We start from the raw sequence: 25,182 nt of genomic DNA, 5'->3' as shown, positions 1-25,182 counted from the left end.
AAATTTATAAGTCTTATTCTAACAGTGTTTCGATCGGGAGGCGATCCTGAAGGGCGCGCTCAACACTGTTTTTCGCCCGCTGAAACAGCGATTTAGGCTCAGCCGTTTTGCGCGCAACCGCACCTGCCCCGCTGGGAGCTTCTGCAAGGCAAGGAGGTGCTGGCAAATCAATGGTCGCGCGCAGCTTTACGGCCCCATCGCGCAGCACCAATTGCGCTTCGGTTTGCACCATTTGCGCCTGAAACTCACAATCCGGAGCATGCTCTAGTCGCACCAAAAGCGGGGCACTGTCGGCACGGCTCAGAAGGCCTGCCTCAAAATCACGCTGATCAAGCCACAGCACCAGATGCGCAGTCGTGGCGGTCGATATCGCGCCCAATGCCGCCTGCCCCGGCTGCACCCATGCGCCCGCATAATCGCGCGCGGCCAAAGGGGTCCAGACGCTGTCCGGGCTGGCCGTGACACGCAGACTTGTGGCCCGACGATCTAAGTTGCCATCCATCTCATCTAGTTGAACCAGATCGGTTTGCAGGCGCGCGATCTCTACCCCCGAAGGACGTCGCGCGATGGCCCGTGTGGCACTCTCGACAATTTGTCGGCGCAATTGAAGGTCGCGTTGTTCATGCACCAACTCAAGGCTCTCTAACACGGGCAAGCCATCCGCATCTAAGCGCAGCTCAGCCGCCTCGGGCACTTGGACAAAGGTGGTTTCAAAGCGGGACAGCTGTCCATCCAGTAGGACCCGGTCCCGAAACGGGATCACGCTCAGCACGCATATCGCAGCGAGGCACCCCACACCCGCCAAGACGCGCCCCAGTCGGGCCCCATTGCCGCGCGCCTGCTTCAGGCTGCGCGAAAGTGGGCGGACAATTAGCATCGTAATCACAATGCCAAAAACAACCGCACCGATGCGAGGATCAAACTGATAGGAAATCCAAAAGATGCCAGCAAAAATGACCCAGCGGTAGAGGTAGCTAAGCACCCAATACCCAAGCGCCCGCCGATCCGGACGCGCCACTTCGGCCCCCAAAGCGAGGCTTAGCCAACGCACCGCCGCCTGACTGCCGCGCCCGGCCAAATTGGGCAGGCCCAACAGATCCGTCATAATATAATACCCATCCAGCTTGATGAGCGGGTTTAGGTTGAACAACAGGCTCGACACGGCAGCGAACATCGCCACCTGAAACACCGCGTCTTGTAGGGGACCCGCGCCAGTAAACGCCCAAAAGAGCGTGGCCCCAAACACCACAAAAAACTCCAGATACAAGCCACCAGCCCCGATAATCGCCCGTGGCATCCGCCCCTTCAGCCGCCAAGCGCCAGTGACGTTGGTATAGGGAAAGGGCGTCATAGCAAAAATCGACAGTCCCATGCGGATCGGCCCTGAGGCGATACCATCGCGGCGACACATCTCTTGGTAGGCGAGTGCGTGGCCCATTTCATGCACGATCTTGAGCGCGACGAAGCACAGCGCAAATAGCGCAATACCCTGAAGGTTGATCGCGGGAACCTGCGCGATGGCATATACCAATTTGTCCGGACGCAAAGCCACAGAAGCAATGGCCCAGCCCCCCAAAAGCATCCAAGTGATGAGCCCCACCGCGCTAAACGCCCACCGGCCCAGCCCGGCGAAACGCGCCGCGATCCCGGCGGCATCAAACAGGTCAAACCGGATCATAATCGCCTTCGCCTCAAGGGGCTGGTTTGCCTTTGGTAAGTCTTGGTTTGTTACACCTTGCGCCACCACAACACCGTAACGCATGAACTGCGCGAGCGTGTTTTGCGCCACCGGGTCCGGGAGGCCCGTGCTGACACATGCTTGGGCGTAGGAGCCTGTTTCCCGAAGCACCTCAAGAAAGGAAACGGCGGTCGCGTTTGCGCTGAAATGCTTGCCGCTAACTTCATTGGAGATGGTGTAGGCTTCACCGCCTGTGTCTTCACCAACATAGGTGACCACGACGAACGTCGGAATAATGAGATCACGGGAAAAGGCAGCAGCATCCATGGGCAAAACTGTAGCGGATGCCCTTAGGGAAACAACACCATAAGCCAAGGCCTTGAAACAAAAACCCCGGGAGGCTTTCGCGTCCCGGGGTTTGTTTCTTACCCGCCGAAATCGTCGAGCATGATGTCTTCGCGGTCTACACCCAAATCGATGAGCATATTTGTAACCGACTGGTTCATGATCGGCGGTCCGCACATGTAGAATTCACAATCCTCAGGTGCTGGGTGGTTCTTGAGGTATTCATCAAACAACACGTTGTGAATGAAGCCTGTGTAGCCGTCCCAATCATCATCGGGCAGCGCATCGGACAGGGCCACGTGCCATTCGAAGTTGTCGAACTCTTCGGCCAGTTGGTCAAAATCTTCGACAAAGAACATCTCACGCTTGGAGCGAGCACCGTACCAGAACGAGATTTTGCGATCGCGGTTCTTGAGGCGTTTGAGCTGGTCAAAGATATGGCTCCGCATAGGCGCCATGCCAGCACCACCGCCGATGAACACCATCTCTTTTTGCGTCTAGCGGGCGTAGAATTCACCGAACGGTCCCGAAATCGTCACCTTGTCGCCGGGCTTAAGGTTAAAGATGTACGAGGACATCTTGCCCGGAGGCACCGCATCCGCACCGGGGGGCGGTGTGGCGACCCGAACGTTGAGCATGATCATGCCCTTCTCATCGGGGTAGTTCGCCATGGAATAAGCGCGTTCAAGCGGCTCAGCCACGTCCGATTCAAACCGCCACAAGTTAAACTTGTCCCAGTCCTCGCGGTACTCTTCTTCAACGTCGAAGGACTTGTAATCGACGTGGTGCGCAGGGGCTTCGATTTGGATGTAGCCACCAGCGCGGAAGTTGACATCCTCGCCCTCGGGCAACCGCAGCACGAGCGCCTTGATGAAGGTCGCCACGTTTTCATTCGACTCGACCGTGCATTCCCACTTTTTGACACCAAAGACCTCTTCTGGGACTTCGATCTCCATGTCCTGTTTGACCGCCACTTGGCACGACAAACGATCCCCGCAGGCGGCTTCACGCTTGGTGATATGCCCCTCTTCGGTCGGCAGGATCGACCCGCCACCTTCGTGGATACGCACCCGACACTGCGCGCAGGTGCCACCGCCGCCACAGGCGGAGGGCACGAACAGTTTCTGCTCGGCCAGCGTTTGCAGCAGCTTGCCGCCCGCCGGAACCGAGATGGTCTTTTCACCGTTGATGGTGATGTTCACGTTGCCCGTCGAGACCAGCTGCGACCGCGCCATGATGATGATCGACACAAGCGCCAGAACAATCAGCGTGAAGAGGATGATACCTAATCCGAAAGTAGCCATGCCCGTTCTCCTTTAGAGTTTCACGCCGCTGAACGACATGAAGGCCATAGCCATCAGGCCGGCCGTGATGAACGTGATGCCCAGACCTTGAAGACCGTCTGGGATGTCGGAGTATTTCAGTTTTTCGCGCACGCCCGCCATGGCCGTGATCGCAAGAGCCCAACCAAAGCCCGAGGACAAGCCGTAGGTGACCGACTCGGCAAAGTTGTAATCCCGTTCCACCATGAACAGCGACCCACCAAGAATGGCGCAATTCACTGTGATCAGCGGAAGGAACACACCCAACGCGTTATAGAGCGGTGGGAAGTACTTATCGAGAACCATCTCAAGAATCTGCACCAGCGCCGCGATGACACCAATGTAGGAAATCAGCCCCAAGAACGTCAGATCGACATCCGAGAACCCCGCCCACGACAATGCGCCCGGAGCCAGCAGATAGGTCAAGATCAGGTTGTTGGCAGGCACCGTAATCGCCTGCACCACCATGACCGAAACGCCAAGACCGATGGCCGTCGAGATCTTTTTCGACACCGCGATGAAGGTACACATACCAAGGAAGAACGAGAGCGCGAGGTTCTCAACAAAAATCGCTTTTACAGCGAGGGAAAGCAGCCCTTCCATCAGTGCGACTCCACCGTTTGAATTTTATATTCACGCTCTTCGACTTGGGCAGGTTTCCAAGCGCGGAACGCCCAGATGATCAGCCCAATGATAAAGAACGCAGACGGGGGCAGCAGCAGCATGCCGTTGGGCACGTACCAGCCACCGTTGTTGACCGTCTCGAAGATGGTGATGCCAAACAGGCTGCCGGCGCCGAAAAGCTCCCGGAAGAAACCAACAAGCATCAGGATCAGGCCGTAGCCAAGACCGTTGCCGATGCCGTCGATGAAGCTTGCCACGGGTGGGTTCTTCATCGCGAACGCCTCAGCGCGCCCCATCACGATACAGTTCGTGATGATCAGGCCGACAAAAACTGACAGCGTCTTGGAAATCTCATAGGCGTAGGCCTTGAGTACCTGATCCACGAGGATCACGAGGCTGGCGATGATAACCATCTGCACGATGATCCGGATCGAGCCGGGAATGTGGTTGCGCAGCATCGAGATGAACATCGACGAAAATGCGGTCACAAAGGTCACGGCCAGCGACATCACAAATGCCACCTGCAAGGAGGAGGTCACCGCAAGCGCGGAGCAAATGCCCAGCACCTGTAGCGTGATCGGGTTGTTGTCGACCAGCGGGTCGATCAACATCTGTCTCCGGGTCTGGCTCATGAGATATCTCCCGATTTCAGGTTGGCGAGGAAGCTCGCGTAGCCCGTTTCACCCAACCAGAACTGCACAAGGTTGTTGACGCCAACGGATGTCAGCGTGGCCCCTGCCAGCGCGTCGATGTGATAGTCTGCGCCAGATGCGTTGGGGGCTTTGGCGACATGGATTTGCAATTCACCGTTGGCATCAGCCACCCGCTTGCCGGGCCAAAGGGCCTTCCAGCGGGGGTTGTCGATTTCGGCACCAAGGCCGGGTGTTTCACCATGCTGGTAAAACTGAAGGCCAAAGATATCGTTGCCATTCTCTTCAAGCGCGATGAAGCCATACAGCGTGGACCACAAGCCGTAGCCGTGGATCGGCATGATCACCTTATCGATGCCGCCCGCGTCGTCGCGCAGCAGGTACACAGTCACGAACTTGGACTGACGCCCAATGCCCGCCGGATCATCGTCCAACGCAACAGACAAAGCAGGATCAGAAGCAGCTGCGCGATCGTCAAAGCTGGCCGCGTCGAACTGATCGGTAAATGTGCCGGTCGCGATCTCAAGGACTTGGGGTTCAAACACGCCAAATGCCTCGACCACGTCCACGCCCGGTTCATACATGCCAGCGACTTGCAGGATGTTGACCTGTTTGTCGATCAGCTTGTTGACCTCTTGCAGAGGGCGCAAGGCCACGGCTGCGGCGGACACAAACATCGACGCCACAAGGCACAGCATCACCGCGACGAAAACCGTCTTTGGTACCGAGTCCGTTGGCAGGGCAAGAAAGCGCCCGAGGGGGCCCTTTGGCTGCGGGGTCGCATCAGACATGGCGGCGGGCCCTCCGGCGGATGTTAGCTTGGACGACAAAGTGGTCGATGAGCGGCGCAAAGACGTTACCGAACAAGATGGCGAGCATCATGCCCTCTGGGAACGCAGGGTTAATCACCCGGATCATCACGACCATAAAGCCGATCAACGCACCATAGATGAACCGCCCCATGTTGGTGTGGGAACCCGACACAGGTTCAGTCACCATGAACACAAGGCCAAAGGCGTAGCCACCCACGACGAGGTGCCAATACCACGGCATCGCGAACATTGGGTTCGTGTCCGAACCGATCAGGTTCAGCAGTGTGGAAAAGGCGATCATGCCCCCCAAACACCCGGCGATCATGCGCCAGTTGGCGATGCGGGTGGTCAGCAGGAACGCAAGGCCGATGAAACACGCAAGCGTCGATGTCTCCCCGATGGAGCCTTGGACAAAACCCAAGAAGCTATCCATCCAAGTCGTGCCGCGCGCCACGATCTCTTGGTAGCCATCGGAGGCTGCAATCGCGAGACTGGTCGCCCCGGAAAAGCCGTCAACCGGGGTCCAGATCGTGTCACCCGACATCTCTTGTGGGTAGGCAAAGTAGAGAAACGCACGACCTGTGAGCGCCGGGTTGAGGAAGTTTTTGCCGGTGCCACCGAACACTTCTTTGCCGATCACGACGCCAAAGATGATCCCCAAAGCCACCTGCCACAAGGGCGCATCGGGTGGCATGATCAATGCATAAAGCATTGAAGTCACTAGGAAACCTTCGTTCACTTCGTGGCGACGGATGGTCGCAAAGATAACTTCGAATATGCCCCCAGCCACCAGTGTGGTGATGTAGATCGGGAGGAAGTACAGCGCACCGTGCAGGATATTCACCATCGGGTTCGCGGCGTTAAATCCGATGCCCGTGGTTTCCAAAATCCAAACCCGCCAGCCCGTAGCACCCAGCGTTTCTATTGCCGTATTTACCTGAAACCCGATGTTGTACATCCCCATCAAGATGCACGGGATCGTGGCCATCACGACGTATGTCATGATGCGTTTCATATCGATGTAGGACCGGGCGTGCGGGGCTGCCGTTGTCACCGTCTTGGGGGTGTACAGGAAGCTCTCGACCATCTCGTAGAGGGGGAAATACTTTTCGTACTTTCCGCCCCTCTCAAAGTGGGGCTCGACGCGGTCGAAAAAGTTGCGCAATCCCATGTGCTAGCCTTCTTTCTCGATCTTGGAGAGGCAGTCGCGAAGCGCCATGCCATATTCATATTTTGCAGGACAGGCGAAGCCGACAAGACCGAGGTCCTCTTCGGCCAATTCCAGCACGCCAAGGGCCTGCGCTTGATCCGTATCCATCACCAAAAGCGCCCGCAGAAGCTGCGTCGGCAGGTAGTCCTGCGGCATCAGCCCCTCAAACGTGCCTAGCGGAACCATAGCGCGGCGGCCACCGTTCAAGTTGGATGTCAGTTTGTAGACTTTCTTGGAAAATGCTGATCCCAGAACGGGTTGCACGGCAAACTTAGAGGGCATCGGCCGAACCCAACCCATTGGGATCTGCGCCTTGTCCTCTTCGATCACGGTGATCTGACGGTCATAGCGACCCAAGTACGCGCTTTCGGCCGCCCCTGCCCGTCCGCTCAGGATCGAGCCAGAGATCAGACGCAATGGCACGGTGTCGTCGATCTGACCTGCCGTCAAATCCACCATCGAAGCGCCCATCACGGTCGTCACCAAACGGGGCGATTTCACCAGCGGGCCGCTAAGAGCAACCACACGGGTTGCATCCAGCTTGCCCGTCATCAGAAGTTTGCCGATCGCGATCACGTCTTGGTACCAAATGGTCCAAACAGTTTTCGCAGCGGTCGGCGGCTCAAGGAAGTGAATGTGCGTACCCGGCAGGCCCGCGGGGTGTGGGCCCGCAAAACCGGCCGTAGTGATCCCGTCCAGCTCTGCGCCGGGCAGCGTTACACCAGTTTCGTGGCACAGGTATGTCGCACCCTCGCTCAGTGTCGAAATCGCGGCCAATCCGTTGCGAAATGCGTCCGCATCTGCGGCGATAATGTCGACAGGATTGCCCGCCAAAGGCTCCGTATCCATAGCCGTCACAAACAGTGCAGCAGGCCGCGTATCCGAGGCCGGAACCTTGGAATATGGCCGTGTTCTGAACGACGTCCAAAGGCCAGAAGCGCACAACTTTTGCGCGAGCCCCTCTTGCGTGGCCGTATCTCCAATGCTTGAGAAATCGATGCTATCGCTTGGCGTAGCAGACGGCTCAATTTCGACACTGATCAATGCGCGACGCGCGCCCCGATTGATCGCCTTGATCGTCCCCGCCACCGGCGAGGTTACTTTGACGTCCGGCGTATCCTTGTGCGACAGAATCGGGCTACCAGCCTTGATTTCTTCGCCCTCCGCAACCTCAAGTCGCGGCTTCAATCCGATGTAATCCGCGCCAAGAATCGCCACTGTGCGAACGGCTTGACCGGCTTCTATCCCCTGTGTGGGCGCCCCTTCGACCGGAAGATCGAGGCCTTTTTTAAGCATGAACTGTGACACGCAGGCACTTATCCCCACCATTACGTTCCCCCCGCGCAATTATCGCAGGTTGTGATGTGCGTTTATTGGAACGGGGTATTTTTTCCATCCCATTTTGCATTTCGGGTTACTTTGTCGCAAGTCAGAAGGCAGCTTTTTGATGTAGAGAAAAGCCACAACAAATGAGGGACGCACTGTGTCAGCTTCGATCACGCTCACAAGACGATTTGTAATGTTTGCCCCACTGGCGCTGGCCGCCTGTAAACGGGGCCCGGATGTGCTGAAATTCAGCGGCGCCACAATGGGCACCGCGTACAACGTCGTAGCACTTGACCCGTCCCGTTCGGCGGCTCAGGCCGATGTTCACGCAGGCATCAAAAGCGTGTTGGCTGATGTGAACCGGCAGATGTCCAACTGGGACGCGTCGTCTGAGGTGTCGCGCCTGAACGCAATTGCCTCCACCTCACCGATCCAGGTGTCGTCCGACCTCGCGCATGTGCTGAAAACCTCTGCCGACATCCATGCAGCAACCGATGGTCAGTTCGACGTGGCCCTCGGCCCGCTCATCGAAGCATGGGGTTTTGGCGCAAAGGGCGCCACCGTGCAAAACCCAACAGACGCCCGCATCGAAGCCGCCCTCGCAAGCGCGGGCCGTGCAGCCCCGCTGGTTGTGCAAGATGGCGCGTTGGTCAAATCCGCAGCAGACTCGCAGGTGTACCTGTCGGGTATCGGCAAAGGCCACGGCGTTGATCGCGTCGCTAGTGTCCTGCAAAGCCATGGCATTACAGACTACCTCGTGGAAATCGGCGGTGACTTGGCCACTTCGGGCCGCAACGCAGATGGTCAGCCTTGGCAGATTGGGATTGAAACACCCGATGTCGCCAATCGGAATGTGCAGCAAATTGTTGGTGTCTCTGGCCTCGCGGTCGCGACATCCGGCGACTATCGCAACTATTTCGAAAAAGACGGCCAGCGCTACACGCACATCCTTGATGCCACGACCGGTCGCCCGATCACGCACACCACGGCATCAGCCACGGTGCTTGCGGATAACGCGATGCACGCGGACGCTTGGTCCACGGCGATGCTCACGCTGGGTCGTGATCGCGGCCTAGAGGTTGCCGAGGCGCATGATGTCGCCGTGTTGTTCATCGACCGCGCGACGGATGGCTCTGGTTTCGTGACCACGGCCAGCCCCGCATACACACGTCTGTCGGCCTAGGTCGCGCCGATGGCCACCTTTGCCCTCGCCTTCGCGCTCATGCTCACGGTTCTCGTGGGCATGGCGCTTGGCGTGATTTTCGCAGGTAAGCGGATCAAGGGCAGCTGTGGTGGTCTCAATGCGATCAGCGACGCGGACCAATGTTTGGTCTGCAACAAAGAAATCGATCCCAATAGCCCCCTGCGCGAGCGGCTCAAATGTCCGCGCGCCCGCAAGATGTTGGATCAAATGGCCGAGGCTGACTAGCCCGGCTGCATCGGCAAAAAGCCGACCGTGAGCAGGCCAATACTTGCCACGAGCCCCCACAGCCAAAGCTGCCAAACGGGGCCCTCTGCCTTCCAAACGCTGCGATACCGATAGCCAGAAATACAGGCCACCACAAAGATGGCGGTCGCCACGCCGGGCGTGAGGTACAAACTCGTCTCAAGCACTGATCTCTCTCCCATTAGGCGTTTTGGCCAAGTCGCGGTACCATGGCATTGGTCACGGACTCAAGTAGACAGGAGAGACGACATGCCCACGTCCTATCAAGCCCCCACCCGCGGCGACACGCGCGAAGCAAAAAAGAGCGTTAGTCAATCCACACAGAGCAATATCAAACGCGATGCAGCGACCGTGGCCGAACTGCTTAAGAGCAAGGGGGGAACTGTGTTTTCGGTGGCACCCAGCGATACAATTGCCACGGCAGTCAACATACTGCGCGATAAGAAAATCGGCGCCCTCGTCGTGACCACATCCGACGGCGCCTTGGCCGGCATCCTGTCTGAGCGTGATATCGTCCGCAAACTCGCCGAAACGCCGGGGCAAACCCTGCCACAGCTTGTGTCCGAAAACATGACTGAGAACGTCATCACCTGCGCGCCTGACGATACACTGGTCACGGTGTTGCGGCTCATGACCGAAGGCAAATTCCGACACATGCCCGTTCTGGCGGACGGCAAACTGCAAGGCATGGTCACCATCGGCGATGTGGTCACCTATCGGTTGCAAGAGCTGGAACACGAGGCGTTGCAGCTCAAACAGATGATTGTCGGCTAGGTAGTCGCAGCCAACGGCTCTGGGAAAGGCAGCAAATTCTCAGCCAGCTATTCAACAATCTGACTGGTGACGCTGTGGGGCGCGGTAAATTAACTTGGGTTTCGGACCCAATACGCCATCACTTGGCGGCCAAGGTCCTGTTGTCATCGCCACACTAAACTTCGCGACCGTCCTCAGCGCATAAAAAAGGGCGGCGCGCCAGTTGCACGCCGCCCTTTGGTCTGTCCGCTTTTAGGGCAGCAAGACCGTATCAATCACGTGGATAACGCCATTAGAGGCCTCGATATCAGCCGCCGTCACCGTCGCGTTTTCGACCGTAACGCCGCTGCGCCCATCGATATGTACCGATGCGCCGTTCACAGTCGCCACGCTGAGACGCTGGCCCGCCAGATCAGCGGCCATCACTTTGCCCGGCACCACGTGGTAAGTCAGGATCGCGGTCAGCTGGTCCTTATTTTCCGGTAGCAGCAGCGTATCTACTGTGCCCGCAGGCAGAGCTGCAAAAGCCTCATCTGTCGGCGCGAAGACCGTAAACGGCCCCTCGCTTGACAACACACCCGCCAAATCAGCGGCCCCAACGGCCGCCACAAGTGTGTTAAACGATCCAGCCGATTGCGCGACTTCGACGATATTAGGCTCAGATGGCGTCATCATTTCAGCGCAGCCGGATACGGCCAAGGCACCAGCCACAACAGTGGCTTTCAATACGAGCGACAATTTCATTGGTATTTCCTTTAATTCTTTTTCCACCCTGCGTGTGCAAAATACACACGACTAACAATCCAAAATGCATCGACTTGAAAAAAAGGCAAGAAATTTGTGGAAATTTTGCACACAAGCAGTGATAACACCCAGATGACGCCAGATCCCTTTACGAAGAGTTCCCTGTTTGAGCAGGCCGTACGCGCGATCTTGCGCCCATTGGTTCGGGCATTGATTGCCCAAGGTATAACCGCGCCCGCGTTTTACCGGATCATCAAGCAGACATATGTCGAGGTCGCCACCGACGCCGCGGGCGATGCTGCCACCGACAGCCAAGTCAGTGTGATGACCGGTGTACACCGCCGCGATGTCAAAACCCTGCGTGCTGCGGACACCGACGCAGATGCAAGCGTCGCGCGCAAATCCTCAACGCTGGCCACGGTGGTCGGCCGCTGGATCACCCAGCCGGACCTATCAACCCCGACGGGTGCGCCCAGCCCCCTGCCCCGCAGCGCGGCCAGCCCGCCCAGCTTTGACCACCTCGTGCAAAGCGTCAGCCGCGATGTGCGCCCCCGCGCGGTTTTGGATGAGTTGGAGCGTCAAAGCATCGTCAGTGTGGATGCCGACGGCTTGGTGCATCTAAACCCGGCGGCATTGGTCGGACCCGCCGACCTGGACCAAAAGCTACACTTCTTTTCCGAAAACCTTGGCGATCACATGAATGCCGCGGTTGAAAATCTATTGGCCGATGGCCAGTCACCATTCCTTGAACGCGCCGTATTTTACAACCATCTTACAAAGACGTCAGTCACGGCCATCGAACAGGACGTGCGCACCATTGGAATCAAAGCTTTGCAAGACATCAACACCCGCGCAGCGCACCTGCAAAATGCGGATAAAACAGACCCAGACGCCACTATGCGATTTCGGTTTGGCGTTTTCTTGTATTCGGATGATGATGGTCCGGCGGACAATATTTCAGACCAAAAGGGTTTTCCACGATGACCCGCAGCAGCCATACTCGACGCTTTATTCTCGGTGCAGGCGCCGCGGGCGTCTTTTGGCCCAGTGCAGCTTTGCCTGCCCCTGCCCAGCCCCGCCAATCTGAGGGCGGTATCGGCGGCACCGGGATTGTCGGCATCCTGACGGAGTTTGGCAGCTTGATCGTTGCGGGCCGCCGCGTGGCGACGGACGACCTGACCAAATATTCGGATGGATTTGGTGAAATCACGGCCCGCGATATCGCCATTGGCGATAGCCTGACGGTTGAGGCAGGCGGTCCCACGGATAGGCTGACCGCGCGGCGCGTCCACGTCACCCATCCGCTGGTCGGTGAGATCACAGCAATCGCCAACGGTGGCCGAGAGCTGACGATTTTGGGAACCACGGTGAAGCTGGCGCGGCCCAACCGGCTTGCTCGGATCGGCCAGCGCGTGGCTGTTTCAGGTCTTTGGCGCGGCAATGCTGTTGAGGCAAGCGGCCTCACGCCCGCGCGGGATGCGCGCGATCTAGTCTCAGGCACCGTCGACCGGGCGGGGTTTGCCACGACCGTGTCCGGCGTCCGCGTGAGCGGGACCGGCATTCAACAGCTTGAGGACGAAGGCTTTGGCAGCGTTGTGGGCCGCTATGACCCCAATACCGGCCTGATGCGCAGCCAGCGCGCTGTAACCGCGCGTTTCACCGGGGCCGCTGGCCCGCTTAAGCGCCTCGCGATTGAGGGCTATCTGGAACAGACGCGCGCCGCACCCGGCTACCGCGTCGCGGGGCTGGGCCACAGTTTTGCGCGCAATATCGACCTTAGCCCCTATGCGCAGGGGCGGACGTTGTTTTTGGGCGACTACACCGGGCTCTTTGCCGCCCGCGAGGCTTTGGGTCTGCCCGAGGATCCGACCGCACGTGCCCAGATCCTCGGCGCATTTGCACGCTAAAAGACACGAACCTTAGCGCAGACCAACCAAGCCCACAGCCGTTGTGCCCGAGGCATGCACACGCGCCAAACGGAACGGATAGGCCACGCCTGCACGCAGGCCTGCCAACGTCACGGTCGTGCCTGAGATAAAGGTCACGCGCACGTCGCCGTCGCCGCCTACGTAAAGCGCGCGCGTGGCATGGGACAGGTCAGCCGTATCACTCGGTGTGATTTCTTCGGCATTCTGGGCGGGACTATCGAGACCGGATTGACCTTTATATTCGTCAAAATCGTCAAGCATTGGATATCCTTCTTGGAACATGGGGGATGCGTTAAGTGCACTGAGACAGCGCCAAAAACCACCGAACCAAGGGGTGTTGCCTATTCTACGATCCTGCGTGCGCTGCGGCCCCGAGGCTAGTCTTGCAAACGATGCGCCAAGGTGCGCTGACGCTCTAGCAGCTTGGGCATATCCACGGTGGTGACATGCCCGTCCGCCACAACGCGGCGTCCCTCAACAAACAGATCGCGGACCTGTTGTGGTCCCGCCAACAAGAGTGCACCCATGTCCCATGACCCTGCCGCCGCGACGCTGCGCATATCCCAAACGGCGATATCCGCGCGGAAACCCGGGGCCAGCTGACCACAATCAGAGCGGCCCAACACCTCGGCCCCGCCCCGCGTCGCGAGGCGTAGCGCTGCGTGTGCCGACATCGCATCGGCCCCACGTGTGACCCGCTGCAACAGCATCGCTTGCCGGGCCTCGGCCACCAGCGATCCGATGTCGTTGCTCGCCGAGCCGTCCACGCCCAAACCCACTTTGACGCCCGCGTTTTGCATCTCCACCAAGGGGGCAACGCCGGACCCAAGCCGACAGTTAGAACAAGGGCAATGCGCCACGCCTGTCCGGCTCCTTGCAAACAAATCAATCTCTTGCGCGTCGAGCTTCACGCAGTGTGCGTGCCAAACATCATCCCCGGTCCAGCCCAAATCTTCGGCGTATTGCCCGGGCCGACAGCCAAATTTCTCAAGCGAATAGGCAATGTCTTCATCATTTTCAGCCAAGTGCGTGTGCAGCATCACGCCCTTGTCACGCGCCAAGATCGCCGCGTCCCGCATCAGATCGCGGCTGACCGAGAACGGTGAGCAAGGCGCAACACCAACCCGCACCATCGAACCCGGGCGCGGGTCATGGTGGGCATCAATCACGCGAATGCTGTCCTCGATAATCGCGGCCTCGTTTTCAACCAACGCGTCCGGGGGCAAACCGCCGAGGCTTTCACCGATGCTCATGGCGCCTCGGGTCGGATGGAACCGCAATCCGATGTCAGAAGCCGCAGCAATCGTATCATCCAAACGGCTGCCGTTGGGATACAAATACAGATGGTCAGACGACAGCGTGCACCCCGACAGAGCCAATTCAGCCAGCCCAACCTGCGCCGAGACATACATCTCTTCGGGACCAAACCGCGCCCAAATCGGGTACAGCGTCCGCAGCCAGCCGAACAAAAGCGCGTCCTGCGCCCCCGGGACGGCGCGCGTCAGGGTCTGGTACAGGTGATGATGCGTGTTCACGAGGCCGGGTGTCACCAAACACCCCTCAGCGTTCAGCACATCCGCCCCGGGCCCCGGCTCCAGCCCAACGCCGACCTCGGCAATAACGCCATCCTTGATCCGCACGTCAGCGCCATCAAGGCGCAGATCCGCGTCATCCATCGTTAACAAGCGGGCGGCGCCCTTGATCAAAGTCTCACAGGGCATTGGAAATCACCTCTAGGGCTGCGGAATGAAGTTCAGGCGTTGCGGCTGCGATAATGCGCCCGCCTTCGTGGGCCGGCTGACCCGACCAATCTGTGACGATACCGCCAGCGGCTTGCACCACGGCGATTGGGGCTGCGACGTCATAGGCGTTCAACCCCGCCTCAATGACCAAATCCACATGGCCCGCCGCAAGCAATGCATAGGCGTAGCAGTCCATACCGTAGCGGGTCAGTTTGCACTGCTTGGCTACGGCGTGAAAGGCGCGCGCCTCCGCGTCCGTGCCTACTTCGGGAAATGTCGTCAGGATCGTCGCCTCCGACAGGGTCCGTGTGTCGGACACAGCCAAGGTGGTCTCCCCCGTCGGGCCCACACAGCGCGCAACGCCAAACCCGCCCTCAAACCGCTCTGCGATGTAGGGCTGATCAATAATTCCGTAAATTGGGCCGGAAGCGTCTTGCAGCGCGATCAGCACGCCCCACGTCGGCGTCCCTGATATAAACCCGCGCGTCCCATCAATCGGGTCAAGGACCCACGTCAGGCCACTTGTGCCGGGCTTTGCACCCTCTTCCTCGCCCAAGATGCCGTCATCGGGACGCTCCTGTGCAAGAACCGCACACATCGCGGCCTCGGCTGCACGATCAGCAATAGTGACGGGGTCAAAACCGGCGGCATCCTTGTTGTCCGCGCCTAGCCCGCGCACACGAAAATGGCGCAACGTCTCACGACGTGCAGCATCTGCCATTGCGTGGCCAACCCGTTTGAAACCGGTCGCCATGACGGGGTCGATTGTGTGGTGCATTATGAGCGGCCTTTCCACGCGGTGTCTGACGTCACGTGGGTGTCATGGGGCATCGCTAGCGTCAAGGCGCGCAACCACGCGCCGTGGCATCAAGGCCCTAGGCGGCACTCTCGGACAAGACACGCGCCAGTTCAAACAGGCGGCGGCGCTGGTTTTCAGGGATCGCATAGTACGACCGCACAAGCTCCATGGCCTCTTTGTCGCCCAAGATATCGCCGGGCGTCCCTTCGGCCACATGCGCAGGGGCGTCTTCGTCCCGCACACCTTCAAAGAAATAGCTCACCGGCACCGACAGCGCCTCAGAGATTTCCCAAAGCCGCGAAGCCGAAACCCGGTTCATGCCCGTTTCGTATTTTTGGATTTGCTGGAACTTGATCCCGACATGCTCAGCGAGCTGCTGCTGGGTCATACCCACCATCCACCGCCGATGGCGAATTCGTTTTCCGACATTCACATCCACAGGATGTTTCATCACGTCACTCCTTAATCGAGCCTTAGACACAGGAAGATCGTCCTGCCCATGCTCTCAACGTTCTGTTTCGTAAAGATCACACAACACCACCATGCGTCAGATCAAGTTTACACGCAAACTATCAAATAAAGTTTACACTTTAATAACACAGGATTGCGCCTAAGCCCGTTAACCTCTGATTCAGATAGATATTGCAAAATGCGATGCAATTTCGAAAACACTGGCGGAAAACCCACCTTACACAAGAAAATCCAATAAAAAGCACTTGTCTTTTATGATTTTCACGGCACTTTCGGCAACCCAGTGCAATTGGCAAAGGAACCGTCATGCTCGCCTATCGTATCTCGGGGACGGACCGAACCCTCACTTGTGAAGACATCCCCCGGCCAAATCCCCTCCCCGGAGAGGTCTTGGTCCGAATCACTGCTTGCGGGATGAATTTCGCGGATTTGCTGATGCAAAAGGGCACATATCAGGACACGCCCGCCCTGCCCTTCACGCCCGGCCTCGAAATCAGCGGCGTGATTGAGACCCTTGGCCCCGACACCGACGGCCCCGCACCCGGAACGCGTGTGGCCATTTTTGGGGGTCAAGGCGGGCTGGCGGAATGGGGCTGTTTTCCAGCCAATCGCTGCGTTCCAATTCCCGATAGTATGACCGACGAACAGGCCGCAGGTTTTCAGATCGCATACGGCACAAGCCATCTCGCGCTGACCCACGCCGCCCGCCTCAAACCCGGTGAGCGGTTGGTGGTTTTGGGGGCTGCGGGGGGCGTTGGCCTCACTGCGGTCGAAATAGGTGCGCAACTCGGGGCCGAGGTGATCGCCTGTGCAAGAGGTGCCGACAAACTGGCCGTGGCCAAGGCCGCAGGCGCGCACCACCTAATCGACACCGACACGCAGGACATTCGCGAAACCGTCAAAGCGATTGGCGGCGCCGACGTCGTGTATGACGCAATTGGCGGTACGCAATTCACCGACGCCTTTCGCGCGACCAACCCGGGCGGGCGCATGTTGCTGATCGGTTTTGCCAGCGGCGATCTGCCCGAAATCAAGCCAAACCATATGCTGGTCAAAAACATCTCGGTTCACGGGCTGTATTGGGGCGGGTTGCTCAAAACGAGCCCATCGATTGTCACCGACAGCCTCGCCGCTTTGCTAAAAATGTTTGAGGCCGGACAAATCACACCGCACATCAGCCACGTCCTACCGTTCGACCAAGTCCCCGAGGCGTTGGATCTGCTTAGGACGCGGCGCTCAACCGGGAAGGTCGTGGTCCGGACGATCCCATAACGTCCGGATATACCGTGCGTAGAAGTTGCTTCATGCCCTCGGCGGCCGGACCATCAAAGCCGCGCCGCACATACATATTGATGTTGTAATCCGCCAATTCCGGCAGGACGCCACCATGCGAAATCGGCGCGACCCCCTCGGGCGCCGTGCCCAGCAACAGAGCATGCACGCCAATGTCGGCGGCCAAGATTGCCTCAACTGCGCGGATGGATTTGGTCGAGACCGCATTAACCCACGGAATGCCCGCTCGATCCAAGGCCTCAACCACCTGACCCTTAAAAATACAATTGTCCTCAAACGCCAAAGGGAGTGGGCGATGCCGCCACGCCGCCCCGTCCGGCGCACCCACCCACGTGATGGGCACCGTCACGAGGCTTTCGCCGCGCGCGCCCTTACCCTGCTCAGTCGTCAAAATGACATCGCAAGCACCTGACTCCAACTGCTCAAGCAGGTCCAAGGTCCATGACGTGGTCAACTGCACCTTCATTCGCGGAAATTCCACCGCAAAGGCGCGCAACACCTGCGGGATCGCGCGTGGCACGATGTCGTGCGGAACCCCAAGGCGAATCTCGCCCTCAAACTCCTCGGCCGTCATTTTATCCACAGCCTCATCGTTCAACGCCAAAATTCGACGCGCATAGGACAACAATTGCTCCCCCTCCGCCGTGAGCGCCACACCCCGGCCCGCGCGATCCAAGAGCGTGACATCCAGCGCCACCTCAAGCCGCTTTAACTGCATCGAAACAGCCGATTGCGTCAGGTTCAACATACTCGCGGCACGCGTCACGCCGCCGGTTTCGGCCACCGCAGCAAAGGCCCTAAGCGCAGTTGTGTCGAGGTTTCTTGGCATATTACGCTTCCTGATGGTTCAATTCACAATCATTCGTTTTTCAAATGTAGCTGACTACGCCATATACATCAACAAATGAAATTGATGACCAGCATCACAACACAAATTGGAAAGGTTTCCCGATGGCCGACTTCTCTTGCTCCTCCCCCACCTCGTTTGCTCCATCGCGGAACCGCGCGTTTGGATTGATGGATTACATCGCCCTATGGCGGCAGCGTCGCGCACTCGCGACGATGGATGCGCGTCAGCTTGCGGATATCGGCGTCACCCCCGATCAGGCCCGGACCGAGGCCGCGCGCCCCCTTTGGGATGTGCCCTCGCATTGGCAACAATAAGCCTACGGTCAGCGGCGAAAGCCTCTTTCGAGACAAACATCGTAGTTTGATTGAAAAAAACAATCAAAACACGGGGCCTTGAGAGGCCGAAGCGCTTGAAAAGCCCGCCACTTGACCCGATATTGTGCCTAAGCGCGGCGCAATACGTGCGCCTGTCGTGAACCTTAACGCTTGGAGGAGTTCCATGGCACAATTTGAGACCCTGCGGTCCGGTGTATCCGGCGCTCGCGCGGCCGAGATCGACACCGGCTTGCGCGCCCACATGAACAAAGTCTACGGCACCATGTCGATCGGCATGCTGATTACGGCTGCTGCTGCATGGGCCATCTCGACCCTGACTGTCACATCCGATCCAAGCCAGGCGGTTGTACAGCTGGGCAACGGGACGATGCTCAACAGCTTTGGTGCATTGATCTACACAACGCCCCTGCGTTGGGTGGTAATGCTCGCGCCTCTGGCGTTCCTGTTCCTCGGTTGGGGGGCCCTGATGCGGCGCGCCAATGCGGCAACAGTCCAGCTTGGCTTTTTTGCATTCGCGTCCTTCATGGGCCTGTCGCTTAGCTCGGTGTTCCTTGTGTTCACAAGCTTTTCGATCGTGCAGACATTCCTTGTGACGGCCATCGCCTTCGCGGGTCTGAGCCTTTGGGGCTACACCACCAAGAAAGACCTGTCCGGCATGGGCACCTTCCTTGTGATGGGTGTGATCGGCTTGCTGGTGGCTATGGTCATCAACATGTTCCTTCAGTCTGGCCCCATGATGATGGCGATCTCGGCCATTGGCCTGCTGATCTTTGCCGGTCTGACCGCATATGACACACAGCGCCTGAAGTCCGAGTATGTGGCACACGCCGCACACGGCGATCAGGAGTGGTTGGACAAGGCCGCATCCGACGGCGCGCTCAGCCTCTACATCAACTTCCTGAACATGTTCCAATTCCTGCTCATGTTCATGGGCCAGCAAGAATAGATACTTGTTCTTGTGAACAGACATTAGGCCGCCCCTCGGGGCGGCCTTTTTCATGGGCGCTGGTCAGGTCATCGGCGCACAAATGCGCCGCATATGGACCGCAGGAAACCCAACTCCGCGCGCCAAAGTCATCACCACCGCAGCCACCTCTTCAAATCCACAACTGGCATAAAATGGCCGGGCCGTTAGGGTGCTATAGCACTCAAACCGAGTTATCCCCTGCGCGCGAGCATCCGCACAAATACCGGCCATGAGGCGACGCCCAAGCCCTCGCCGCACATGATCAGGTGCGGTCACCACATGGCGTATATGAGCGGTTTGCGGGGCACAGGCCCCGCCCCACGGGTCCGTATCGCTCCAACCGCCCGCCGCGCGCAACGCGCCCCGCTCTTCCAACAGAAAATAGGTATTCCCCGCCAACAGCGATGGGCGCGCCCGCGTGATCGCAGGCAGCACCGCATTGAGGGTCTGTGCCGCATAATCCGGCGCGAGCAGCACAGGATAGCTCTGCGTAAGCAAGGCAGTCACACGCAGCACATCACCGGGCTGAGCAGGTCTAAGGGAAAGGGTCATTAGCATCCACCTTTGGCATCTAAGGGCCAGCGCAGACCAAGGCCCCGAATGGGGGCCAAGCGCGGAAGGTGTATCGCAATAAAAAACCGGCCGCGCAGGGACTGCACGACCGGCTTTGTCTTGTCAGGGTTAGGCGATCTTACTTGATCTTGCCTTCCTTGTATTCAACGTGCTTGCGCGCAACGGGGTCATACTTACGTACGACCATTTTTTCGGTCATCGTGCGTGCATTTTTCTTGGTCACGTAAAAGTGGCCAGTCCCCGCCGAGGAGTTCAGGCGGATTTTGATTGTGGTCGGCTTCGCCATGGTCAGTCTCCAGAGGATCGAGGGGCGGACACATGCCGCCCAAAAACTTGAGCCTCGCTTTTACTCGGTCGCGGGGGGCTGTCAACCGCAAAGCGCGCAGATCCGCGCGTTTGCACGCTATTGACTGCGAACAACCGCCAGAAGAGCGTCTACATGACCATCTGGCGCCATCAGCGGCGACAAAGTGATCGCGCAGCGGGTCTCTGGCGCGTTCAAATAACCCAAAGTCGACTCGTACCGCGCGGGCACACCGCTTTTGGCTTGGTTCAACGCCGCCAGAACCTTGGTCTGTGTTTCGACAGGCCAGAGTGTCGACCAACTCAGCCCTGCAATTTCATCGCTGCGATCAAACCCAAGAAACGCGAGACCGTTGGGGTTCATGTATTCGATCACCCCACCCGCCGAGAGCAGCGAAACAGAGTCTGGACTGTTTTGAAAAAACGCGAGGGTGAAAGACGGACCAAACCGACGGATACGATCCAGCGCGCCTTGCGGACTGCTTGGCGCACCTTGCCAACGGCTCTGCACATCTGGGGGCTCGATGTCGCTCATCCACGTACCCTTCTGCCCGCAGGATATGCGAACCATTTGATCTAGCCATAGCGTGTGAATTCAATCAACCCCAGCGGACGCAAGGGAAACTTGCTGCCTCAAACGGTACCAAAGAGCAGAAAATGCGCGGAGGGCCTATAAGCCGGATTCTGTCTAAGGGCCACAAGGGCCCTCGAGATGACCATTCCTCTTGGCCCCAGATTGCTCTGACGCCTCTAGCTGCCAACCCGAACCTGCTGGGGCCAAGGGGCCCCGCCAAGTTGCCTTGGCGCGCGGTTCCTATTTGGCATTGCTCCCAGTGGGGCTTGCCGTGCCCGCCCTGTTGCCAGCGCGGCGGTGGGCTCTTACTCCACCGTTTCACCCTTACCCGAGCACGCTCGGGCGGTCTATTTTCTGTGGCGCTTTCCGTCGGATTGCTCCGCCCGGGCGTTACCCGGCACCGTTTCCTTGTGGAGTCCGGACTTTCCTCGGCACGTCTTGCACGCTAAATCTTGGGGCCGTGGGTTTGGCGGACCATCTGAGCCGCCGCAGACACGGAACCGAGCAATTCTCGGTGCAACACGCGCCGCGATCATCCGACCCTCCGCGCGGGTTCTCGCTACGCGCTCAGGCGGGCCTTGTGCAAGCCCCAACCGTTATGCGGCCTGTGTTTTCGTGCAAACGCCCTAGGCGCGTCGGGCTGGACGGGCAGGAAACTGCGCCGCCAACCCTGCAGCAATCGCCCGGTCCGCATCACATAAAGGCCCCGCCGCACCGGGCCGAAACCGCAGCCGTAGCGCCGACAACAGCACCTCTGGCGCCGCGTCCGCCGCATAGCCCGCGCGGTGCAGATCAGACAGCCAATCCCCCGGCGCCCCCGGATCGGGCCAAACCGCTAAGCCCTGCCGCGCCAACCGCCGCCAATCAAACCGGGCGCCCGGATCAATCTTACGCCCCGGCGCCACGTCTGAATGGCCCAACACACCCTCTGGTGGAATATCCCAGCGCGCCATGATCCCGCGCACAAGATCCTCTAGCGCGGTCATCTGCGGCTCGGAAAACGGCTGAAACCCATCGTTGGCCAGCTCAATCCCGATCGAGCGGGAATTCACATCCGCCTCACCGCCCCAAGACCCCGCACCGGCGTGCCACGCACGCATCGCTTCATCCACCAACGGCGTCACACGACCCGCACTACATATCACATAATGCGCTGACACTTGGGCCGCAGGATCGCACAAATGCCGGATTGCCCCGTCAGCCGAGGCCATCGCAGTATAATGAATGATGATAAGGTCTGGCCGCAGCCCATCTTTGCGCGGCCCAAAGTTCGGACTGCGCATAACGATCAGTTGCGCACCAGATCACGGAACGTGGCTGGGTCCCAGTCACAGGCATAGCCATCGCCATCGGGGTCCAGCCCCAGTCGGTCTCGGCTCGGCCCACCCGCAGCCAAAAACTGCTCTTGCGCGACGTCCGCAGTCCGGTAGCCCGCGCACTTAGCCTCTAGGCGCGCAGCAGCAAACGGATTGCCCCGGCGATAAAGCTTTTGCCCCACAGGGTGGCTCGCGCTCAGCGCGTATTGGATGATGTTCGGACCCGTGTCTCCCACAGGCTCAAGCTCTTTGGGGCGCACAAGTTGAAACTGCTGACGTGCAGCCGCGATGCGGGCGGCATCGGCCTCGATATCGCGTTCCGCTGCGACAACCTCAAAATCCTGCTCTTGGCTGATCTCAGGGTTGTTGCGGTTAAGCACAGGGGACTGAGGCGCGGTTTCGACCAAAGCTTCTGTCGCCTCAGCCGCGATCTGTGCAGCCGGATCAACTGGATCCAGTGGACCAACCGCTACCGGCGGCAACACCGTAGTCGGCTGTGGCGCGATCCCGGTCTGCAATTGCTGCTCACGCTCACTGCGCCCCAACGTGTCAAAACCCACGCCACTTTCGGGCACGGGCGGCGTGCAGGCCATCAAGGCCAGCACTGACACACTCAACACTATACTGCGCATTTTCGCCTCACGACTTTTGCGTGAGCTTACCACCATTTTTGCGGCTTGGCCACAAAACCGGCCGCCGTCTCAAGGGCATAAGCGGTATTGAGCAAATCCGCTTCTTCCCAAGGCCGCCCGATCAGTTGCAAGCCAAGCGGCAGGCCCTTTTCATCCAAGCCCGTTGGCACCGAAATACCCGGCAGACCCGCAAGGTTCACCGTCACGGTGAACACGTCGTTGAGGTACATCTCAACCGGATCATCCACCTTGCGGCCCAACTCAAACGCAGCCGACGGCGTGGCAGGTGTCAGGATCGCATCAACGCCAGCAGCAAAGACCGTATCAAAGTCCTGCTTGATCAGCGCGCGCACGCGCCGGGCGCGGTTGTAATAGGCATCGTAGAAACCGGCGGACAGTACGTAGGTCCCAACCATCACGCGGCGCTGCACCTCGGCCCCAAAGCCTTCGGCGCGGGTCTTTTCGTACATCTCGGTGATGCCATCACCCTGCGCCAGCGACGCGCGGTGACCAAAGCGGACCCCGTCATACCGCGCAAGGTTGGAAGACGCCTCAGCCGGTGCAATCACGTAATATGCGGGCAGCGCGTATTTGGTGTGCGGCAATGAGATATCACGGATTTCGGCACCTGCATCGCGCAGCATGGCGGTGCCGTCTTCCCACAGCTTGGCGATCTCGGCGGGCATGCCATCCATCCGGTATTCCTTTGGAATACCAATGACCTTGCCCCGGATATCACCCGTCAAAGCGGCCTCAAAATCCGGCACAGCCAGATCGGCCGAGGTGCTGTCCTTTGCATCATGACCGCACATGCCTTCCAGCATGATTGCCGCATCGCGCACGGTTTTGGTCATCGGGCCCGCTTGGTCCAGCGAGGACGCAAACGCCACAACACCCCAGCGAGAGCAACGCCCATAGGTCGGCTTGATACCCACAATCCCCGTGAACGCCGCAGGCTGACGGATTGAGCCGCCCGTATCGGTTCCCGTGGCCCCCAAACACAAATCAGCCGCCACCGCAGAGGCAGAGCCCCCAGATGAGCCACCAGGCGTCAAAGCCGCGTCCGAATTGCCCGCACGCCACGGGTTCACGGCGTTGCCATAGACCGACGTCTCGTTGCTGGACCCCATGGCGAATTCGTCCATGTTCAGCTTGCCCAACATCACCGCACCCCGGTCAAACAACTGACCAGACACAGTGCTCTCATACTCGGGCTTGAACCCTTCTAGGATACGGCTGGCTGCTTGGCTCGGTACACCTTTGGTGCAGAACAAATCTTTGATCCCCAACGGGATACCGCACAAGCTGGGCGCGTCACCTTGAGCAATTCGCGCATCCGCACTCGCCGCTTGCGCGCGCGCCACATCAGGCGTGTTGTGCACAAAGGCACCCAACTCACCGGCGGTCTCTATTGCGTTCAGACAGGCGTCCGTCAGCTCGGCACTGGTGGTTTCGCCAGCGCGCAGGGCATCCCGTGCCTGCGCAATCGTCATCGTGTTGAGATCAGACATTATTCCACCACCTTCGGCACGGCAAAAAATCCTTCGCGCGCATCGGGCGCATTGGCCAAAACGGCCTCTTGCTGGCTGCCATCCGTCACCACATCAACACGCCGCGGCAGACGCATGGGCGTCACGGACACCATCGGCTCCACGCCTTCAACGTCGACCTCATTCAACTGCTCGATAAAGCCGAGGATTGCGTTGAACTCACCAGCAAGCGCCGGAAGGCGCTCTTCGGGCACGGCGATCCGGGCGAGCTTCGCCACCTTGCGTGCGGTTTCAATATCGATGGACATTGGCGCCCCTTTGCATCTGTTTGGCCTCGTTTCGCCCCCGTTTAGCCAGCGCTTGGCCGCTCTGCAAGGTGGCGACGCAGAACCTCAATCATCCAGCCCAACATAAGTCCGTTCAACAGGTGCCAAAGAAAGTGCGTCCCGACCGGAATAGCCGCGCAAACCGCCATATCAACCGACCGCGCCATCAACGACACAACCAACACCCCGGCCCCCACGGCCATTCCCATTGCGACACGCGGCAAGCGCCGGCGCAACGCCCACGCCTCCAGCGCAATCAGCAAAGCCACCGGCCAATACCCCGCCGACACATGAAAAAACGGAAGCGCGGAAAACAGTGGCGTCAGGACAGCGGCAAACGGCAAGAACCCAAGCGCGCTCACCCCGGCCTACCCCCACGAAAGACCCCAAAAATAGCGATGCGCCGCCCAAATGTAGCAAAGGATAAACAGCCCAATCGGCGCAACATCCGCGATCATCGCCCAAACGGTCGCATGGGTATGAAACAGAAAACTACCAACACCAATCGCAGCCAACACACCGCTCAAGGCCCGACAAACCGGCTGGGGCGCGCGCCGCCACATCACCAAGGCGGCAACCAAAAACGCGCCATTGCTGACCGCATTGATCGGCTCGGCCCAAAACGCAGGCCCTATCCGCTCGCAATAGATACCAATCTCACGCATGAGCTCC

General features: G+C 59.1%; 30 protein-coding genes, 1 other RNA gene and 1 pseudogene. 8 read left to right on the top strand and 24 right to left on the bottom strand.

The features are described 5' to 3' along the window. Positions 1–13: 13 nt before the first annotated feature. The 7 genes and pseudogenes from PM04_RS12090 to PM04_RS12060 all read right to left on the bottom strand — a co-directional run bounded on the left by PM04_RS12090 (position 14) and on the right by PM04_RS12060 (position 7,949). Positions 14–2,005 carry a hypothetical protein gene (locus PM04_RS12090; RefSeq protein ID WP_038007101.1) on the bottom strand — a complete coding sequence of 664 codons (1,992 nt, stop codon included), beginning with the start codon at positions 2,003–2,005 and terminating at the stop codon, positions 14–16. Positions 2,006–2,103: 98 nt separating this feature from the next. After that, positions 2,104–3,327, bottom strand: a pseudogene (gene nqrF / locus PM04_RS12085) (NADH:ubiquinone reductase (Na(+)-transporting) subunit F). A gap of 12 nt (positions 3,328–3,339) precedes the next feature. Continuing rightward, a complete protein-coding gene (gene nqrE, locus PM04_RS12080) occupies positions 3,340–3,948 on the bottom strand; it encodes an NADH:ubiquinone reductase (Na(+)-transporting) subunit E (RefSeq protein ID WP_038007098.1) in 609 nt (202 codons plus the stop codon). Beyond that, a complete protein-coding gene (locus PM04_RS12075; RefSeq protein WP_038007095.1) occupies positions 3,948–4,601 on the bottom strand; it encodes an NADH:ubiquinone reductase (Na(+)-transporting) subunit D in 654 nt (217 codons plus the stop codon). Before PM04_RS12075 ends, nqrE begins: the two co-directional genes overlap by 1 nt. Further along, complete coding sequence (locus PM04_RS12070; RefSeq protein ID WP_038007093.1) at positions 4,598–5,410, bottom strand: Na(+)-translocating NADH-quinone reductase subunit C; 813 nt, start codon at positions 5,408–5,410, stop codon at positions 4,598–4,600. Before PM04_RS12070 ends, PM04_RS12075 begins: the two co-directional genes overlap by 4 nt. Beyond that, positions 5,403–6,602, bottom strand: coding sequence for an NADH:ubiquinone reductase (Na(+)-transporting) subunit B (locus tag PM04_RS12065; protein WP_038007089.1), 1,200 nt, complete (start codon positions 6,600–6,602; stop codon positions 5,403–5,405). The genes PM04_RS12070 and PM04_RS12065 overlap by 8 nt, the downstream gene beginning before the upstream one ends. Before the next feature lie 3 nt (positions 6,603–6,605). Further along, entirely contained in the window at positions 6,606–7,949 is a 1,344-nt protein-coding gene (locus tag PM04_RS12060; RefSeq protein ID WP_038007220.1) for a Na(+)-translocating NADH-quinone reductase subunit A, read from the bottom strand. Positions 7,950–8,160: 211 nt separating this feature from the next. On the opposite strand from PM04_RS12060, the gene PM04_RS12055 reads away from it, so the two are divergent. After that, complete coding sequence (locus PM04_RS12055) at positions 8,161–9,150, top strand: FAD:protein FMN transferase (protein WP_234702870.1); 990 nt, start codon at positions 8,161–8,163, stop codon at positions 9,148–9,150. A 9-nt stretch (positions 9,151–9,159) separates the two neighbouring features. Beyond that, a complete protein-coding gene (nqrM, locus tag PM04_RS12050; protein ID WP_038007083.1) occupies positions 9,160–9,396 on the top strand; it encodes a (Na+)-NQR maturation NqrM in 237 nt (78 codons plus the stop codon). Here the strand turns inward: nqrM and PM04_RS12045 are convergent. Continuing rightward, the gene (locus PM04_RS12045; RefSeq protein ID WP_369793315.1) at positions 9,393–9,581 is read right to left on the bottom strand and encodes a hypothetical protein; all 189 of its coding nucleotides are present in this window, start codon (positions 9,579–9,581) and stop codon (positions 9,393–9,395) included. The genes nqrM and PM04_RS12045 overlap by 4 nt on opposite strands. 82 nt (positions 9,582–9,663) lie before the next feature. Here PM04_RS12045 and PM04_RS12040 point away from each other — a divergent pair, with 82 nt between their 5' ends. Next, a complete protein-coding gene (locus PM04_RS12040) occupies positions 9,664–10,188 on the top strand; it encodes a CBS domain-containing protein (protein WP_038007077.1) in 525 nt (174 codons plus the stop codon). Positions 10,189–10,419: 231 nt separating this feature from the next. On the opposite strand, the gene PM04_RS12035 is transcribed toward PM04_RS12040, so the two are convergent. After that, on the bottom strand, positions 10,420–10,911 hold the full coding sequence (locus PM04_RS12035; protein ID WP_038007074.1) for a fasciclin domain-containing protein: 492 nt from the start codon (positions 10,909–10,911) through the stop codon (positions 10,420–10,422). Between the two features lie 132 nt (positions 10,912–11,043). On the opposite strand from PM04_RS12035, the gene PM04_RS12030 reads away from it, so the two are divergent. Then, on the top strand, positions 11,044–11,895 hold the full coding sequence (locus tag PM04_RS12030) for a DUF6502 family protein (RefSeq protein ID WP_038007217.1): 852 nt from the start codon (positions 11,044–11,046) through the stop codon (positions 11,893–11,895). Further along, positions 11,892–12,818, top strand: a complete 927-nt coding sequence (locus PM04_RS17410) for a DUF5666 domain-containing protein (RefSeq protein WP_052068457.1) — start codon at positions 11,892–11,894, stop codon at positions 12,816–12,818. Before PM04_RS12030 ends, PM04_RS17410 begins: the two co-directional genes overlap by 4 nt. 12 nt (positions 12,819–12,830) lie before the next feature. Here the strand turns inward: PM04_RS17410 and PM04_RS12020 are convergent, their stop codons facing one another. From PM04_RS12020 to PM04_RS12005, 4 genes are all read right to left on the bottom strand, one after another. Continuing rightward, on the bottom strand, positions 12,831–13,100 hold the full coding sequence (locus PM04_RS12020; RefSeq protein WP_038007071.1) for a hypothetical protein: 270 nt from the start codon (positions 13,098–13,100) through the stop codon (positions 12,831–12,833). A 116-nt stretch (positions 13,101–13,216) separates the two neighbouring features. Continuing rightward, a complete protein-coding gene (locus PM04_RS12015; RefSeq protein WP_038007068.1) occupies positions 13,217–14,560 on the bottom strand; it encodes an 8-oxoguanine deaminase in 1,344 nt (447 codons plus the stop codon). After that, a complete protein-coding gene (gene hisN, locus PM04_RS12010; protein ID WP_038007064.1) occupies positions 14,550–15,359 on the bottom strand; it encodes a histidinol-phosphatase in 810 nt (269 codons plus the stop codon). The genes PM04_RS12015 and hisN overlap by 11 nt, the downstream gene beginning before the upstream one ends. A gap of 97 nt (positions 15,360–15,456) precedes the next feature. Further along, a complete protein-coding gene (locus PM04_RS12005) occupies positions 15,457–15,831 on the bottom strand; it encodes a helix-turn-helix domain-containing protein (protein WP_038007062.1) in 375 nt (124 codons plus the stop codon). Between the two features lie 326 nt (positions 15,832–16,157). Between PM04_RS12005 and PM04_RS12000 the strand changes: the two genes are divergently transcribed. Beyond that, complete coding sequence (locus tag PM04_RS12000) at positions 16,158–17,123, top strand: NADPH:quinone oxidoreductase family protein (protein WP_038007060.1); 966 nt, start codon at positions 16,158–16,160, stop codon at positions 17,121–17,123. Here the strand turns inward: PM04_RS12000 and PM04_RS11995 are convergent. Further along, positions 17,074–17,973 carry a LysR family transcriptional regulator gene (locus PM04_RS11995; protein WP_038007057.1) on the bottom strand — a complete coding sequence of 300 codons (900 nt, stop codon included), beginning with the start codon at positions 17,971–17,973 and terminating at the stop codon, positions 17,074–17,076. The two genes, PM04_RS12000 and PM04_RS11995, sit on opposite strands and share 50 nt — an antisense overlap. A 122-nt stretch (positions 17,974–18,095) precedes the next feature. Between PM04_RS11995 and PM04_RS11990 the strand changes: the two genes are divergently transcribed. Both PM04_RS11990 and PM04_RS11985 read left to right on the top strand, forming a co-directional pair. Further along, on the top strand, positions 18,096–18,308 hold the full coding sequence (locus tag PM04_RS11990; RefSeq protein ID WP_038007055.1) for a DUF1127 domain-containing protein: 213 nt from the start codon (positions 18,096–18,098) through the stop codon (positions 18,306–18,308). A 184-nt stretch (positions 18,309–18,492) separates the two neighbouring features. Further along, positions 18,493–19,275 carry a Bax inhibitor-1/YccA family protein gene (locus PM04_RS11985; RefSeq protein ID WP_038007053.1) on the top strand — a complete coding sequence of 261 codons (783 nt, stop codon included), beginning with the start codon at positions 18,493–18,495 and terminating at the stop codon, positions 19,273–19,275. Between the two features lie 63 nt (positions 19,276–19,338). Here PM04_RS11985 and PM04_RS11980 read toward each other — a convergent pair whose 3' ends face one another. From PM04_RS11980 to PM04_RS18420, 10 genes are all read right to left on the bottom strand, one after another. Further along, positions 19,339–19,848, bottom strand: coding sequence for a GNAT family N-acetyltransferase (locus PM04_RS11980; protein ID WP_038007051.1), 510 nt, complete (start codon positions 19,846–19,848; stop codon positions 19,339–19,341). Positions 19,849–19,987: 139 nt separating this feature from the next. Continuing rightward, positions 19,988–20,155 (bottom strand): 50S ribosomal protein L33, encoded by a 168-nt coding sequence (gene rpmG, locus PM04_RS11975; protein WP_011454349.1) that lies wholly within the window; start codon positions 20,153–20,155, stop codon positions 19,988–19,990. Positions 20,156–20,272: 117 nt separating this feature from the next. Then, positions 20,273–20,707: a PAS domain-containing protein gene (locus PM04_RS11970; RefSeq protein ID WP_038007049.1), complete on the bottom strand. Its 435-nt coding sequence runs from the start codon at positions 20,705–20,707 to the stop codon at positions 20,273–20,275. A gap of 122 nt (positions 20,708–20,829) precedes the next feature. Beyond that, positions 20,830–21,294, bottom strand: an RNA gene (rnpB, locus tag PM04_RS17420) — RNase P RNA component class A. 78 nt (positions 21,295–21,372) lie between these two features. After that, positions 21,373–22,029, bottom strand: coding sequence for an N-acetylmuramoyl-L-alanine amidase (locus PM04_RS11965; RefSeq protein WP_038007047.1), 657 nt, complete (start codon positions 22,027–22,029; stop codon positions 21,373–21,375). Between the two features lie 5 nt (positions 22,030–22,034). Further along, positions 22,035–22,694 (bottom strand): hypothetical protein, encoded by a 660-nt coding sequence (locus PM04_RS11960; protein WP_038007212.1) that lies wholly within the window; start codon positions 22,692–22,694, stop codon positions 22,035–22,037. A gap of 26 nt (positions 22,695–22,720) precedes the next feature. After that, positions 22,721–24,205, bottom strand: a complete 1,485-nt coding sequence (gene gatA, locus PM04_RS11955) for an Asp-tRNA(Asn)/Glu-tRNA(Gln) amidotransferase subunit GatA (protein ID WP_038007044.1) — start codon at positions 24,203–24,205, stop codon at positions 22,721–22,723. Next, complete coding sequence (gatC, locus tag PM04_RS11950; RefSeq protein ID WP_038007042.1) at positions 24,205–24,492, bottom strand: Asp-tRNA(Asn)/Glu-tRNA(Gln) amidotransferase subunit GatC; 288 nt, start codon at positions 24,490–24,492, stop codon at positions 24,205–24,207. Before gatC ends, gatA begins: the two co-directional genes overlap by 1 nt. Positions 24,493–24,533: 41 nt before the next feature. Then, on the bottom strand, positions 24,534–24,872 hold the full coding sequence (locus tag PM04_RS18425; protein WP_324618328.1) for a hypothetical protein: 339 nt from the start codon (positions 24,870–24,872) through the stop codon (positions 24,534–24,536). 6 nt (positions 24,873–24,878) lie between these two features. Beyond that, positions 24,879–25,175 (bottom strand): hypothetical protein, encoded by a 297-nt coding sequence (locus PM04_RS18420; protein ID WP_369793314.1) that lies wholly within the window; start codon positions 25,173–25,175, stop codon positions 24,879–24,881. Positions 25,176–25,182: the final 7 nt, after the last annotated feature.

The sequence above is a fragment of the Thalassobacter sp. 16PALIMAR09 genome, from assembly GCF_000765485.1.
GTDB lineage: Bacteria > Pseudomonadota > Alphaproteobacteria > Rhodobacterales > Rhodobacteraceae > Thalassobacter > Thalassobacter stenotrophicus.
Note: the sequence above shows the minus strand (reverse complement) of the source record. Positions and strands in the feature narration are given on the sequence as shown.

Bases quoted from the DNA above. Each gene is read 5' to 3' on its own strand.
- nqrM (WP_038007083.1), top strand. From the start codon at position 9,160: ATGGCCACCTTTGCCCTCGCCTTCGCGCTCATGCTCACGGTTCTCGTG.
- PM04_RS11985 (WP_038007053.1), top strand. From the start codon at position 18,493: ATGGCACAATTTGAGACCCTGCGGTCCGGTGTATCCGGCGCTCGCGCG.
- PM04_RS12070 (WP_038007093.1), bottom strand. From the start codon at position 5,410: ATGTCTGATGCGACCCCGCAGCCAAAGGGCCCCCTCGGGCGCTTTCTT.
- PM04_RS12015 (WP_038007068.1), bottom strand. From the start codon at position 14,560: ATGCCCTGTGAGACTTTGATCAAGGGCGCCGCCCGCTTGTTAACGATG.
- PM04_RS12090 (WP_038007101.1), bottom strand. From the start codon at position 2,005: ATGGATGCTGCTGCCTTTTCCCGTGATCTCATTATTCCGACGTTCGTC.
- PM04_RS12055 (WP_234702870.1), top strand. From the start codon at position 8,161: ATGTTTGCCCCACTGGCGCTGGCCGCCTGTAAACGGGGCCCGGATGTG.
- nqrE (WP_038007098.1), bottom strand. From the start codon at position 3,948: ATGGAAGGGCTGCTTTCCCTCGCTGTAAAAGCGATTTTTGTTGAGAAC.
- PM04_RS12035 (WP_038007074.1), bottom strand. From the start codon at position 10,911: ATGAAATTGTCGCTCGTATTGAAAGCCACTGTTGTGGCTGGTGCCTTG.
- PM04_RS12000 (WP_038007060.1), top strand. From the start codon at position 16,158: ATGCTCGCCTATCGTATCTCGGGGACGGACCGAACCCTCACTTGTGAA.
- PM04_RS11980 (WP_038007051.1), bottom strand. From the start codon at position 19,848: ATGACCCTTTCCCTTAGACCTGCTCAGCCCGGTGATGTGCTGCGTGTG.
- PM04_RS11965 (WP_038007047.1), bottom strand. From the start codon at position 22,029: ATGCGCAGTCCGAACTTTGGGCCGCGCAAAGATGGGCTGCGGCCAGAC.
- PM04_RS11990 (WP_038007055.1), top strand. From the start codon at position 18,096: ATGGCCGACTTCTCTTGCTCCTCCCCCACCTCGTTTGCTCCATCGCGG.
- gatA (WP_038007044.1), bottom strand. From the start codon at position 24,205: ATGTCTGATCTCAACACGATGACGATTGCGCAGGCACGGGATGCCCTG.
- PM04_RS11960 (WP_038007212.1), bottom strand. From the start codon at position 22,694: ATGCGCAGTATAGTGTTGAGTGTGTCAGTGCTGGCCTTGATGGCCTGC.
- gatC (WP_038007042.1), bottom strand. From the start codon at position 24,492: ATGTCCATCGATATTGAAACCGCACGCAAGGTGGCGAAGCTCGCCCGG.
- PM04_RS17410 (WP_052068457.1), top strand. From the start codon at position 11,892: ATGACCCGCAGCAGCCATACTCGACGCTTTATTCTCGGTGCAGGCGCC.
- PM04_RS12040 (WP_038007077.1), top strand. From the start codon at position 9,664: ATGCCCACGTCCTATCAAGCCCCCACCCGCGGCGACACGCGCGAAGCA.
- PM04_RS12075 (WP_038007095.1), bottom strand. From the start codon at position 4,601: ATGAGCCAGACCCGGAGACAGATGTTGATCGACCCGCTGGTCGACAAC.
- PM04_RS12020 (WP_038007071.1), bottom strand. From the start codon at position 13,100: ATGCTTGACGATTTTGACGAATATAAAGGTCAATCCGGTCTCGATAGT.
- rpmG (WP_011454349.1), bottom strand. From the start codon at position 20,155: ATGGCGAAGCCGACCACAATCAAAATCCGCCTGAACTCCTCGGCGGGG.
- PM04_RS11970 (WP_038007049.1), bottom strand. From the start codon at position 20,707: ATGAGCGACATCGAGCCCCCAGATGTGCAGAGCCGTTGGCAAGGTGCG.
- PM04_RS12065 (WP_038007089.1), bottom strand. From the start codon at position 6,602: ATGGGATTGCGCAACTTTTTCGACCGCGTCGAGCCCCACTTTGAGAGG.
- hisN (WP_038007064.1), bottom strand. From the start codon at position 15,359: ATGCACCACACAATCGACCCCGTCATGGCGACCGGTTTCAAACGGGTT.
- PM04_RS11995 (WP_038007057.1), bottom strand. From the start codon at position 17,973: ATGCCAAGAAACCTCGACACAACTGCGCTTAGGGCCTTTGCTGCGGTG.
- PM04_RS18420 (WP_369793314.1), bottom strand. From the start codon at position 25,175: ATGCGTGAGATTGGTATCTATTGCGAGCGGATAGGGCCTGCGTTTTGG.
- PM04_RS12005 (WP_038007062.1), bottom strand. From the start codon at position 15,831: ATGAAACATCCTGTGGATGTGAATGTCGGAAAACGAATTCGCCATCGG.
- PM04_RS12030 (WP_038007217.1), top strand. From the start codon at position 11,044: ATGACGCCAGATCCCTTTACGAAGAGTTCCCTGTTTGAGCAGGCCGTA.